This window comes from Clostridium nigeriense, from assembly GCF_050585265.1.
Lineage (GTDB): Bacteria > Bacillota > Clostridia > Clostridiales > Clostridiaceae > Clostridium > Clostridium nigeriense_B.
Window position 1 is genome coordinate 81,315 of sequence record NZ_JBNOOE010000008.1, and the last position, 13,244, is coordinate 94,558.

Here is a 13,244-nt window from a genome sequence, read left to right on the forward strand (position 1 = left end):
TAACTATAAATTCTATTAAAGACTTCATGCTAATCAAGAAGTCTTTAATAAAAATAAATTTATGTTTTATAATAAATCGTGTGATTCATTTACTACTTTTTCTATATCTTCCATAGAAAAATCTGATTCCTTATTATTATCCTTACTAAAGTATACTAAATACTCTATATTTCCCTCTGGACCTTTAATAGGTGAATAACTTAAAGAAATAATATTTAAATTTTCCTTTTGTAAAGAATCCACTATATTCATAACAACTTCCTTATGAACATTTATATCCCTTACTACTCCTTTTTTCCCTACTTTTTCTTTACCTGCTTCAAATTGAGGCTTAATTAATGCAACTACTTCTCCAACATCACTTAATAAACTTAAGGTAGCAGGCATTATTTTTTTTAAAGAAATAAAAGAAACATCTATAGATGCAAAATCAATTTTTTCACCAATATCCTCAGGTGTAACATATCTTATATTTGTTCTTTCCATACAAACAACTCTAGGATCTGTTCTAAGCTTCCATGCAAATTGTCCATATCCTACATCTACAGAAAAAACCTTTTTTGCATCATTTTGTAGCATACAATCTGTAAAACCACCTGTTGATGCACCTATATCCATACATACCTTATCCTTTAAATATACGCCAAATTCCTTTATTGCCTTTTCAAGTTTTAAACCACCTCTACTTACATAAGGAATTTCTTGGCCCTTAAATATAATTTCTGCATCTATGCTTACCTTTTCACCAGCTTTATCTACTCTTTGACCATCTACAAATATCTTACCAGCCATTATGTTAGTTTTAGCTCTTTCTCTTGAGGTAAATATTCCTTTTTCTACCAAAAGTACATCGAGTCTTTCCTTTTTTCCAGACATTTTTATCTCCTTTATTCATTAAGTTTTAAAATAGATTCTGCTATTCCTTCTGGATCTAACTTATTTTCTTTGTATAGTGAATTAATATCTCCCTGAGGAACAAATGTGTTTACAAAACCTAGGGCCTTAAATTTATTTTTAAAACCTAATTCGTATAGTTTCATTAATACGTAGCTACCAAATCCACCATTAGTCATATTATCTTCAACAGTTACAATATCATAGCCATCGTCAACTAATTCCATTAACATTTCATTATCCAATGGCTTAACAAATGTTGCGTTTACTATTAATGGATTTATTCCATGTTTATTTAGCTCTTTTCTTGCTAATAATACATGTTGTAGCATTTTGCCAACTGCTATTATAGCTATTTTTTTACCAATAACCATCTTTTCCCATTTCCCATAATTAATATTTTTTAGTGGATTAATATCTTCGCAAATATCAGTTCCTCTTGGATATCTTATAGCAACTGGTCCATTATGATGTAAAGCCCAATTTATCATAACCTTTATTTCCTCTAAATGCTTAGGTGCTAATACAGTCATATTAGGTATTGCTGATAAATATGATAAATCAAATATTCCTTGATGAGTTTCACCATCTTCACCAACTAATCCTGCCCTATCAATTGCAAAAACTACAGGCATATTTTGAATACAAACATCATGTATTAATTGGTCATAAGCTCTTTGTAAAAATGTTGAATATACTGCAAACACAGGTTTCATATTAGCAGCTGCAAATCCTGCTGCTAATGTTGTAGCATGAGCCTCAGCAATTCCAACATCGAAAAATCTATTTGGAAACTCCTTAGCAAAGTCTTTTAAGCCAGTTCCATCTGGCATTGCTGCTGTTATTGCAACGATTCTATCATCATCTTTTGCTAACTCTATCATGGCATCTCCAAAAGCTTTAGAATATGTTTTATTGCTAGATATATTAGTTTCTCCACTTTCTAAATCAAAAGGACTTACCCCATGATATTTATTAGGATTCTTTTCTGCTAATTCATATCCTTTACCTTTATTGGTAACTACATGGATTATTACAGGTTCTTCTATATTCTTTGCCATTTCAAAAACTTCAGTTAAAGTTTCAATATCATGTCCATTAATTGGTCCTATATATTTTAATCCCATATCTTCAAAAAGCATTGAAGGTACTATAAATTGTTTTAAGCTATCTTTAAATCTTGAAATACAATTAGCAACCTTTTCACCAGCTTTAGAAGTTTTTAATGTTTCATTTATATTTGATTTTAATTTATTATATTTAGGCTCCATTCTTAACTTATTTAAATGCATTGATAATCCACCAACATTTTTAGAAATAGACATTTGATTATCATTTAATATTACTATCATCTTAGTCTTATTAAATCCTACATCATTTAAAGCCTCTAAAGCCATACCTCCAGTAAGTGCTCCATCACCTATAACTGCTATCACTTCATTTTTCTCATTTTTAATGTCTCTTGATCTAGCCATTCCAAGAGCTGCAGATATTGAAGTACTACTATGTCCTGTATCAAATGCATCATATTTACTTTCACATCTTTTAGGAAAACCACTTAACCCATTATATTTTCTTAATTTATCAAATTGTTCTTTTCTACCAGTAAGAATCTTATGCACATAAGATTGATGTCCAACATCCCATACTATTTTATCATTTTCTAAGTTAAAGCTCTTAAATAAACTTATAGTAAGTTCAACTACTCCTAAATTAGAAGCTAAATGTCCACCGGTTTTAGATACGCTTTCAATTAAAAACTCTCTTATTTCAGCTGCTAAAACCTCTAATTCAACATTTGTTAAGTCCTTTACTCCTTCCGGAGAGGTAATCTGATCTAATATTCTACCCATAACTAAACCTTTCTTTCTGTTAAAATTCCCTATTCAATAAATCTAAAGTTATTTCTTCTAATTCAATAGTTTCTACAGAAAGACCCTTCAGCAAATCAATACATTCTTTAGTCAAATTAATACATTCTCTTTCACAATATTCTAATCCAAATAAGGATATAAAGTTTGACTTATTATTAGTTTCATCGCTTTTTATATTTTTTCCAAGCTTTGAAACGTCTCCCACAATGTCTAAAATATCGTCTTTTATTTGAAATGCTAACCCAAGCTTTAATCCAAAATCATTTAAAATCTCTATATCTTTTTTAGGAGCATTTGCTAATATAGCAGCCGCTACTATGGATACTCTTATTAATTCACCAGTTTTTTTATTATGCATATAAAGAAGTTCATCTTTTGAAATTAATTTATCCTCATTGATTATATCTACAACTTGCCCACCAATCATTCCTTCTGGTCCAGCTGCTTCTGCTATTTCCTTCGAAGCAATTAATGCTCTTTCCCCATGTTTAATAGAAAATTGCATAAGCAAACTCATTGCCTCGTTTAATAGCGTATCCCCTGCTAATATAGCTATACTTTCCCCAAATTTCTTATGATTAGTTGGCATTCCCCTTCTTAAATCATCATTATCCATGGATGGTAAATCGTCATGAATAAGAGAATAAGTATGAATCATCTCTATTGCTGAGGCCATTTCTATTACGTCTCTATAATTATTCTTGTATAACTCATAAGTTAATAAGAATAATATAGGTCTTACTCTTTTGCCACCTATATTTAAACTATAACTTGCTGAATCATATATAACTCTATTATAACTTCCTTTGTTATTGAAATACAAATTTAAATATTTATTTATATAATCCCTATAAATTTCAATTTTATTACTCATTCTTTAGCTCCAATTCTAAGTTATCTTTAATTATAGTCAACTTTCCCTCTAAAGAATTCAGGGTTTTATATAATTTATTAATTAATTTCACTCCAGTTTCATATTCTTTCATTAATTCCTCAAGAGGAAGTTCGTTATTTTCCATTTTATTTAATATATTTTGAAGATTATTTATCATATCCTCATAAGATTCTTTTTTAGCCATAAATTATCAACTCCCTTTTAAATAATTTATATATCCTTTATGAATTTTCCTTTAATTTTTCCATCACTAAAAATAATATTAATCTCATCTATTTTTTCTAACTCTTCTTTCGATGAAATCACATTACTATCTTTATCTTCTACTATAGCAAAACCTTTTTTTAAAACATTAATTGGATTATGTGCCTCCAATAGATCATTCAATGATTTGATCTTAATTTTCTCCTTTTCAATTTTATTTAATAAAATATTTTTCATTTTATCTTGAAGTCTATCTATTTCCAAATAGGAATTTGATAAAACAACTTCAGGACTATTCAAAGTCAATATTTTTTTATAATTATTTAATTTTTCCTTTTCATAATTCAAAATATCTATAGTTACTTTATAAATTCTATCTTCATAATCCTTTATTGAATTTCTAATATCACTTTCTAGTGGCACTGCAATTTCTGCCGCCTGTGAAGGTGTTGATGCTCTAAAATCACTTACGAAGTCTGAAATAGTGAAATCTACTTCATGACCTACAGCAGATATTATAGGTATCTTAGATTTAAATATTTCTTTTGCTAAATCTTCTTCATTAAAGTTCCATAATTCTTCTAAGGAACCTCCACCTCTTCCAATTATAATTGTATCTACTATTTTCTTATCATTAAAGTATTTTATTCCTTCTATAATAGTTTTATAAGCTCCATTGCCTTGTACTAAGGCTGGATACAAAACTATATCTACTAGTGAACTTCTTCTTTTAGTTACATTTATTATATCTCTAATTACAGCACCAGTCTCAGAAGTGACAACACCAATTCTTCTTGGCATTTTAGGAATAGGCTTTTTATGTTCATAATCAAAATATCCTTCTTCTTCTAACTTTCTCTTAAGCTTTTCAAACTTAATATGAAGCTCACCTAAGCCTTCTTTTGATAATTTATCAATATATAACTGAAGTGCTCCTGTTCCTTGATAAATAGAGCATCTTGCATTAGCAATAACCTGCATACCATCTTCTAATTTAAAGTCAAGACCCATACTGCTACTTTTAAACATTACACAATTAATTTTACTTGATGAATCTTTTAGTGAAAAATATATATGTCCACTACTGTGATATTTTAAATTTGATATTTCACCTTTGACTAATAAATTATTAAGTATAAAATCATTATCTAATATTTTTTTTATATAATTATTAACTTCACTAACTGTTAAAGTTTTTATTTTCATTATATTCTAACGCCTCGCATGAATTCTTAATTAACAAAGTTGTAGTTAGTGCACCAACCCCGCCTGGAACTGGTGTAATCATATTCACTTTATCGATAATATCATCAAAATCCACATCTCCTGTTATTTTTCCATTTAGAGATGATGTACCTACATCTATAATTATTGAATTTTCATTAACAAATTCCTTATTAATAAACTTTGCTTTTCCAATAGCCACTACAATTATATCTGCTTGTTTACATATATCTTTTAAATTATTAGTTCTAGAATGGCATATTGTTACAGTAGAATTTTTATTTAAAAGCAATTGAGCTACTGGCTTTCCTACTATATTGCTTCTTCCTATTACAACTACATTTTTCCCTTCTAACTCTATATTATATCTTTCTAATAATGTTACTACAGAATTAGGTGTACATGGTAAAAATACTTTATCACCATTGTAAAGTTTTCCTTGATTAACGAAAGTTAAACAATCTATATCTTTTTCTGGAGAAATAGTATTTATAATCTTATTTTCATTTAAACTCTTTGGTAGAGGTATCTGCATTATTATACCATCTACATATTTATCTTTATTTAATTTATCTATAAAACTAATAAGTTCATCTTCTTTTATATCTTCATTTAGTAATATTTTTTCAAAATTGACACCAAGTGAAGTTGCTACCTTTTCTTGACTATTTATATAATAAATAGAACCACCATCATTTCCTACTAATATGGAAACTATTTTAGGCACTCTAAGACCTTTAGATTTTCTTTTTTCTATAAAAGTCTTAATTTCTTCTTTAACATCTTGTGAAACTTTTTTACCATCTATTATTTTTCCCATAAAAACCCCTCGCTATATTTTTTATTATAAATTTTTAAATGCGTTGTCTAATACTCCATTTACAAAAGAAACACTCTTTTCATCTGAATACTTCTTTGTTAATTCTATAGCTTCGTTAATTGCAACCTTTTCTGGTACATCTTCAATATATATCATTTCTCCAATTGCTAATCTTAAAATTGAAAGATTAACTTTTGAAATTCTATCTAGTTTCCAGTTAGTTAATGATTCTTCTATCTTTTTATCAATTACTTCCTTATTTTTTTCAACTTTTAATAGTATTTCTTTTATGTATTCTAAATCTATAGTATTTAAATTCATTTCAAAATCTTCTACAAAAGTTTCAATTGTTTCCTCTAATGTATTTTTACTTAAAGTCATTCCAAATAGTAATTCCATTGCTATTTCTCTCGATCTTTTTCTATTCATTTTATCCTCCTAAGTGTTGTTAATAATTATATTATTAACCTTCTAAAACTTTCTAATCATAAATATACTACAACAAATTTATTTAAAGCACAAGAAAAACACCCTCTGAAAAATCAGAGGGTGAGATTATATTTCTTTACTTTCTTCTTTTTCAGTTTTTGGAACGTAAATACTTTGAACGTTAATATTAACTGCCGTAACATTTAATCCTGTCATAGTTTCAACAGTTCTCTTAACATTTTCTTGAACAGCTCCTACAACCTCAGGTATTTTAACTCCATATTCAACAGCTAAATTTAAATCTATTGTTACATAATCTTCATTTAATGTTACTCTCACATTTTTACCAGAGTTTTTCTTACCTTTTAATAATTGTGATATGTTATTACCAACTAAGTGCTGTAGATCTTCTACACCATTTATTTCTTCTGCAGCTATTCCAGCTATAACGCTAACAACTTCATCTGAAATTTTAACTATGCCTAAATTTTCTTCGTAGTTCTTATTATCCATGTAATTACCTCCTAAGCGTTTTGAAGTCAAAACTCTCTCATATGTTAATTATATCAAAGCAATTATTATATTACAATGAATTATTTTTTAGGTTCTATTATTACATCACTTATTCCAGAAATATTTTCTACAATTTCTTGTATTGACGATGTATCTACATCAGTTAATTCATCAGTCTTTACAACAACTCTTACATTGTTTCCTTCAATAGAACATAAAACGTCTTCAAAGCCCTTATTTTTCACATTTACCTCTATTCTTCCTTCTTGATCTACTAACATTGTTTTAACTCTTAATTCATTAGTAGCTAAGTCCTTTTGCTCTTGTGAAGTTTGTTCATCAGCAATCAATTCATTTAATTGTTGCATTGTTGTTGCATCCTGTTGTTCTTTTTCACTACGTAATGTATAAAAATAATCTTGACTACCCAAAGTTTCCTTATCGTCATCACTATTTTGTTCTTCATCTGTACCTTGTTGTGATATTACTTGGCTAAAGTCTGTTGGATCATTTAAGCCAGTCTTATTTAATCTTGCTGCTATGACTCCTACACATACTATAAGAGCCATAAGTGTGAAAATAATACCAAATTGTTTTTTTGTCATTGTGATTTCCCCCTATCTATCTTTCATATTATTTATATGCTAATTTTTCATAGGATATACATTAACCTTATCAATAGATATGCCATATAATGTTGATACTGCTACTTGTATATCATACTTAACCTTTGCGCTACTTGCACCTTCTGCAACTATTAAAACGCCACTTATTTCTGGTTTGTTAACTTGTAAAATATATGGTTCATTTTTGCTTCCATCACCAGCCATTACCACTGTACTTCCACCATTTTTTTGTGTTGTAGTTCTGTTTCCACCTTGACTATCAGTTTCTTCTGTTAAAGCTTCCTGTGTATTTTCTTCAGTGGCCGGCACCTTAACTTCACCACTTTTAAAGTTTATCATTACCTCAACCTCTCCAACATTTTCAATTTTAGCAAGTAAGGTCCTAAGTGTTTGTTTCTCACTTTCTTCATAATTATTCATAGTATCCTTAGCAGCTTCTTCTAGAGTGCTTGAATTACCAACGCTTGTACTTAATGATTCTTCAGTTTCCTTCTTTCTTGTTGTAGATAAAAAGCTAATAGCAAGTAAAAGAAATGCTAATATTAATGCTATAACAACAGCATTCAAAAATTTTTTATCATTTATTACTTTTGCCAAATCACTTTTAATATTACTCTTACCCATTTTCTCCCTCCCATTAATTAATTTTATATACCCTTATATTATCTTTAGTTATATTTAAAGTTACAGATAAATAATCTATAATCTCATCTTGATTTTCTACTCTATCTTCTTGTGAAGATACCTCTGTACTTTCATCATTTCTATTAATAATTATTTTTTCTATTTTAGATACCTCTTTATTTTTAACCCCTATCTCTACCTTTTTAATAGAGTACGTAATATTTTGCATGTCTATTTCACAATCAATAGTACTTTCAAAATCTAGATCTTTAAATTTTTCTTTTAAAAGTCTTTTACAGTTTTCCTCTAAACTCTGCTTAAAAGCTAATTCAGTAGTATTTTCATTATATTCACTATTAGTTTCTATAGATTTATTATTTGTAACATCAATATATTCTTCAATTTTTTTTGATAATACCTCTTCGCCACTACTAATAAATGAAATTATCGGACTTATCATAACGGCTATAAGAATAGCGCCTAAAACAAATTTCACATACTTTTTCATGCCATTATCAGGAGATATTAACTCAATGGCTGTAATTAGAATAATCATACTTGCTAATGTAGTAACAAAGCTTTTTATTTCCTCCATTAATTAACCTCCAATTACAAATTTTCCTGCAGATGCCATTATAGCTAATAGAACAAAAAACATTAAACTAACTGATAGTACACAGGACATTATTAATACTAATGAGTCTCCTGCAGATGCTATTGAACTAGTTATTCTATTATCACTTATTGGCTCTATAATAGCAGCAGTAAATTTAAATACAAATGATATTAAAGCTAATTTAATTATAGGATAAAGCATCATAAGTATAATTATTACTAGTCCAATTGAACTAACAGCATTTTTAATAATTAAAGAATAGCCAGCTACAGATGATATAGCATCTGAAAACGCCTTTCCAACAATAGGAATAAAGTTATCTATTGCAAATTTTGCAGTTTTTAGTGTAACTGCATCTATTGTAGAAGATGTTATCCCCCTGACAGTTAATAACCCAATAAAAACAGTTAAAATTATACCTTGTAACCATACAGTTATTTGCTTTGTTAATTTACATAAATTCCCTATTTTATGTTCTGAAGAAATATTATTTGTAAATTCTAAAACAAAAGTTATTAGTATTAAAGGAATTATTATATTAGTATATATCCTAGGAATAAATAAGGTTGCCCCCATTATAATTGGATCCATAGTTGCTGCTTGTGTAAATCCTCCAATAGACCCTAACATAATTACTAATACTGGTAATATAGCAGCCATAAAATCTGATAAATCATTTATGACATCTGTTGCAATATTTATTGAAACTAGAAAACTTTTTGATAAAATTATTATTAAAATTGCATAACATGCAAAAAAAGCAATATTTGAAATCCCTTCATTAGAAAAAGCTGACTGTAAATTTTTTAGTAAAGAACACATAATCGCAATTACTATTATACTAATTGATAATGTAAGTACAGTTTTAACTTCTTTAAATAAAAAACTAACTACAGCACTTCCTAAAGATTTTAAAGATAAAGTGCTTTCTCCATTTTCTATATATCCTTTTATATACTCTACAGGATCTAAATCGTTCATTATTTCAATATCTAGCTTCACATTATTTATATAATTATAAAGTGAATTTAATTTGTTATTTACTCCTTGATCTTCAAGAATATTTTCTTCCTGACTAATTTTATTATTTTTATTTATATTATTTTCATTAGCATAAGTATTTTTAATATTAAAATTTATAAAAGCAATAATTATCATACTTACTGCTAATATAATTTTTTTTGTATCTAATTTTTTATACATATAAACACCTACAATATTTGTAAAATTGATTGCAGTACAGCCATAAGTATAGGTATTGCAAGTGTTAAAATTAATATTTTAGCAGAAAATTCAACCTTACTGGCTATACTAGATGCACCTGCATCTTTACATATTTCACTACAAAATGTTGCTAAATATGATATTGCAAGTATCTTTAATACTACTCCAATATACACCATATCTATATTAGCCTTTGTAGTTATTTCATTAACAAAATTTATAACATCATTTAAGCTAGGAATAATTAACAAGAAAAGAATAATTCCAGCTGCTAATGTTACTAATACTGCTATGTCATCTCTTCTCTCATTAAACATAAGATAAATAAATAATGCTACAAATGCAACCGACACTATTTTTATAATTTCCATTATCATCACCTATAGCATAAACATTGTTTTTACAGTATTAAATAAATCACTGATTAAACCTATAACTGTAATTAAAATTATAACTATTCCAGCAATATTTGTTACTACTGCTACATCATCTTTTCCACTTGCTTTCAGCACCTTATCTATAACTATAATTAAAACTCCCATAGCCCCAATTTTAAATAAAACACTTATATCTAGCATTTATTTCCCTCCTACTAAAATAAAAAAATTGAAATCATAGCACCTATACATACTCCCATAGCCCTATACATCTTTGAATTTTTCTTTCCTAATTCTTCTGCTGATTTACAATTTAACTTCATATTCTCTATAGTTAAATTAAATAATTTATCTTGTCCATAAACTCCAGACTCCCCAAGACCTTTTAAAAAATCTTTGATTATTAATTTATCCTCGTCATTTAAATTAAAATTTTGCTTTGAATTTGTATATTCATCTTTAAAAGCATCATAAACACTAATAGATTCTCCGATTTCAAGCTTCGAAGCAGTACTTGATAAAATATCTCTAACAGGGCTATCTACCTTGATAGATATATATTTTAAAGCTTCTGGTAATGGTGTATTTGAATACATAACTTCATTATTCAAAAAAATAACTGATTTTAGTATGGAGTTAAGTTGCCTACTTCTTTTTTTAAAGCTCTCTCCAAAATAAAAACCTATATAACAACTAGATAGAAATATAATTATTATTGCAATTATTTTAGACATTTAATCTCACCTCCACCTCCTATTAAATACACATTATCGATGGTTCCTGGTCCATTTCTATTACTTAAAATAACTATTCTATCTAAAATTGAATTTTCCAATAAATCCTTAAAAACCTTTCTCTTATATATATCTTCAATACTATATCCATGAATAGTAACTATTATATTTACACCTGAGTTAAAGGCCATATTAAGAGCTTCTACATCTCCTTCGGTTCCTATCTCATCACATATAAGTATCTCTGGAGATAAACTTCTTATTGACATTATCATTCCATCTTTTTTTAAACAATTATCTAAAATATCACTTCTTATTCCTACATCTAATTGAGGAATACCATTAAAGCATGAAGCAATTTCACTTCTCTCATCTATTATCGCTACTTTTTTCCCGCTTAAATTATTTATTGGCATTCCATTTGAAATATTTCTTGCTATATCTCTTAATATCGTTGTTTTACCACACTTAGGAGGAGAAACTATTAAAGTATTAAAAACTCTATCATTTTTAGAAATAAAATTCATTACTTCATTTGAACAACCTTTGACTTCTCTACATATTCTTATATTCAATGATGAAATATTTCTTATTGTCCTAACTTCACCTTTTACTAATACACATTCACCAGCTATTCCTATCCTATGTCCACCTTTGATAGTTATATAACCTTGTTTAATCTCTTCCTCATATGCATATAAAGAGTAATTAGATACTCTAACTAATATTTGTTTTATATCTTCTAGGGTTGTAATAATATTTAAAATTACTTCTTTACTAGGTAAATTAATAATTATAGGCTTATTAACCTTTATCCTTATTTCTTGTATAGAATCTTTTAAAAGGAAATCCCTAACTTCATTGCTTATCCTTGCAGGCAATACCTTTAAGATTTCTTCTTCCTTCCCCAAGTTACCACTTCCTATTCCATAGTTATATTTAAAATTATTTCTTTCTATCAAATAATATTCATACAAATAATTAAATATGTAAAATATTTAAAAATAACTATAAATTAATTTATGTGAATAAAAAAAACCTATTAGCATTTTGCTAATAGGTTTAAATGAAATATTAAATTGCTTCATTATTACAAAAAGGACATGGAATATCCTTTTTATTATCTAAAGATTCTTTTTCAACAAATAATGGCTTATTACAATGCTTACATTTTATTTCTACATACTCCTCTTCCATTTCAATTAAATCTTCAATTGAAACTTCCTCAAAGAGTTCATCCTGTAAACCAATGATATCTTCATCTATATACCTAACACTTTCCTCCAAAGATTCTTGTTTATAATCCATTTCTTTAATCGAATCTGCCATATCATTAATGATTGATAATAAACTCTCAAATATATTTTTATATTTTTTATCTTCTATACTTAAAATTTCTTCTTTAACACTATCAATTTTGTATTTAATATCCTTCATATTTTCACTTCCTTATAAATAGAAATATAATCTATTTAAATTATACCCTAATATTACAATTTAAAATTAAAAGGAATAATAGAATAAAAAGCTAAGTAAATACTTAGCTTTTGTTTATTATACTCTTTCCATGTATTCACCAGTTCTAGTGTCTACTCTGATTACGTCTCCTTCATTTACGAACATAGGAACATTTACTACTGCTCCTGTTTCTAATGTAGCAGGCTTCATAGCATTTGTAGCTGTGTTTCCTTTTATTCCTGGGTCTGCTTGAGTTATTAATAATTCAACAAAGTTTGGAGCTTCAACTGAGAAAGCTTCTCCTTTATAGAACTTAATTACTGCAAACATATTTTCTTTTATAAACTTTATTGCATCTTCAACTTTTTCATAGTTTAGTGGTATTTGTTCAAAAGTTTCTTGATCCATGAAGTAATATAATTCTCCATCTGAATAAAGGTATTGCATTTCTTTTCTTTCAATAACTGCTTCTTGAAGCTTAGCTGTTGGGTTAAAAGTAGTATCAGTAACACCACCTGAAATAACATTTCTAAGCTTAGTTCTTACAAAAGCTGCTCCCTTACCAGGTTTAACATGTAAGAAGTCGATTACTGTATAAACTTGTCCTTCATACTCGAAAGTAGTACCTTTTCTTAAATCTCCTGCTGATATCATTAAATATCCCTCCAAAAACTTTATTCCACATTTAGTCTAACACTTATGTTAACTAAATTGTCATAACTTCAACAATGT

General features: G+C 27.7%; 18 protein-coding genes. All 18 read right to left on the bottom strand.

What is annotated here, in order from left to right; genetic code table 11:
* Positions 1-66: 66 nt before the first annotated feature.
* The gene (locus tag ACQPVP_RS09265; RefSeq protein WP_430849322.1) at positions 67-876 is read right to left on the bottom strand and encodes a TlyA family RNA methyltransferase; all 810 of its coding nucleotides are present in this window, start codon (positions 874-876) and stop codon (positions 67-69) included.
* 11 nt (positions 877-887) lie between these two features.
* Positions 888-2,747 carry a 1-deoxy-D-xylulose-5-phosphate synthase gene (gene dxs, locus ACQPVP_RS09270; RefSeq protein ID WP_430849324.1) on the bottom strand — a complete coding sequence of 620 codons (1,860 nt, stop codon included), beginning with the start codon at positions 2,745-2,747 and terminating at the stop codon, positions 888-890.
* A gap of 19 nt (positions 2,748-2,766) precedes the next feature.
* Positions 2,767-3,642 carry a polyprenyl synthetase family protein gene (locus ACQPVP_RS09275; RefSeq protein WP_430849326.1) on the bottom strand — a complete coding sequence of 292 codons (876 nt, stop codon included), beginning with the start codon at positions 3,640-3,642 and terminating at the stop codon, positions 2,767-2,769.
* Entirely contained in the window at positions 3,635-3,847 is a 213-nt protein-coding gene (gene xseB / locus ACQPVP_RS09280) for an exodeoxyribonuclease VII small subunit (RefSeq protein ID WP_430849328.1), read from the bottom strand. Before xseB ends, ACQPVP_RS09275 begins: the two co-directional genes overlap by 8 nt.
* A 26-nt stretch (positions 3,848-3,873) precedes the next feature.
* The gene (gene xseA / locus ACQPVP_RS09285) at positions 3,874-5,073 is read right to left on the bottom strand and encodes an exodeoxyribonuclease VII large subunit (protein ID WP_430849330.1); all 1,200 of its coding nucleotides are present in this window, start codon (positions 5,071-5,073) and stop codon (positions 3,874-3,876) included.
* Complete coding sequence (locus ACQPVP_RS09290) at positions 5,048-5,911, bottom strand: bifunctional 5,10-methylenetetrahydrofolate dehydrogenase/5,10-methenyltetrahydrofolate cyclohydrolase (protein WP_430849332.1); 864 nt, start codon at positions 5,909-5,911, stop codon at positions 5,048-5,050. The genes xseA and ACQPVP_RS09290 overlap by 26 nt, the downstream gene beginning before the upstream one ends.
* 24 nt (positions 5,912-5,935) lie before the next feature.
* On the bottom strand, positions 5,936-6,340 hold the full coding sequence (gene nusB / locus ACQPVP_RS09295; RefSeq protein WP_430849334.1) for a transcription antitermination factor NusB: 405 nt from the start codon (positions 6,338-6,340) through the stop codon (positions 5,936-5,938).
* Positions 6,341-6,466: 126 nt separating this feature from the next.
* Positions 6,467-6,853 carry an Asp23/Gls24 family envelope stress response protein gene (locus ACQPVP_RS09300; protein WP_430849336.1) on the bottom strand — a complete coding sequence of 129 codons (387 nt, stop codon included), beginning with the start codon at positions 6,851-6,853 and terminating at the stop codon, positions 6,467-6,469.
* 80 nt (positions 6,854-6,933) lie between these two features.
* Positions 6,934-7,458 (bottom strand): SpoIIIAH-like family protein, encoded by a 525-nt coding sequence (locus ACQPVP_RS09305; RefSeq protein WP_430849338.1) that lies wholly within the window; start codon positions 7,456-7,458, stop codon positions 6,934-6,936.
* A 39-nt stretch (positions 7,459-7,497) separates the two neighbouring features.
* Entirely contained in the window at positions 7,498-8,103 is a 606-nt protein-coding gene (gene spoIIIAG / locus ACQPVP_RS09310) for a stage III sporulation protein AG (protein WP_430849340.1), read from the bottom strand.
* Positions 8,104-8,116: 13 nt separating this feature from the next.
* Complete coding sequence (gene spoIIIAF / locus ACQPVP_RS09315) at positions 8,117-8,698, bottom strand: stage III sporulation protein AF (RefSeq protein ID WP_430849342.1); 582 nt, start codon at positions 8,696-8,698, stop codon at positions 8,117-8,119.
* 3 nt (positions 8,699-8,701) lie between these two features.
* Positions 8,702-9,922 (bottom strand): stage III sporulation protein AE, encoded by a 1,221-nt coding sequence (gene spoIIIAE, locus ACQPVP_RS09320; RefSeq protein ID WP_430849344.1) that lies wholly within the window; start codon positions 9,920-9,922, stop codon positions 8,702-8,704.
* A gap of 8 nt (positions 9,923-9,930) precedes the next feature.
* Complete coding sequence (gene spoIIIAD / locus ACQPVP_RS09325) at positions 9,931-10,314, bottom strand: stage III sporulation protein AD (protein ID WP_430849346.1); 384 nt, start codon at positions 10,312-10,314, stop codon at positions 9,931-9,933.
* Between the two features lie 9 nt (positions 10,315-10,323).
* A complete protein-coding gene (gene spoIIIAC / locus ACQPVP_RS09330) occupies positions 10,324-10,521 on the bottom strand; it encodes a stage III sporulation protein AC (protein WP_430849348.1) in 198 nt (65 codons plus the stop codon).
* Between the two features lie 14 nt (positions 10,522-10,535).
* On the bottom strand, positions 10,536-11,054 hold the full coding sequence (gene spoIIIAB, locus ACQPVP_RS09335) for a stage III sporulation protein SpoIIIAB (RefSeq protein ID WP_430849350.1): 519 nt from the start codon (positions 11,052-11,054) through the stop codon (positions 10,536-10,538).
* Positions 11,042-11,965 (bottom strand): stage III sporulation protein AA, encoded by a 924-nt coding sequence (gene spoIIIAA / locus ACQPVP_RS09340; RefSeq protein WP_430849352.1) that lies wholly within the window; start codon positions 11,963-11,965, stop codon positions 11,042-11,044. Before spoIIIAA ends, spoIIIAB begins: the two co-directional genes overlap by 13 nt.
* A gap of 163 nt (positions 11,966-12,128) precedes the next feature.
* Complete coding sequence (locus ACQPVP_RS09345; RefSeq protein WP_430849354.1) at positions 12,129-12,491, bottom strand: CD1247 N-terminal domain-containing protein; 363 nt, start codon at positions 12,489-12,491, stop codon at positions 12,129-12,131.
* A 117-nt stretch (positions 12,492-12,608) separates the two neighbouring features.
* Positions 12,609-13,166, bottom strand: a complete 558-nt coding sequence (gene efp, locus ACQPVP_RS09350) for an elongation factor P (protein WP_430838952.1) — start codon at positions 13,164-13,166, stop codon at positions 12,609-12,611.
* Positions 13,167-13,244: the final 78 nt, after the last annotated feature.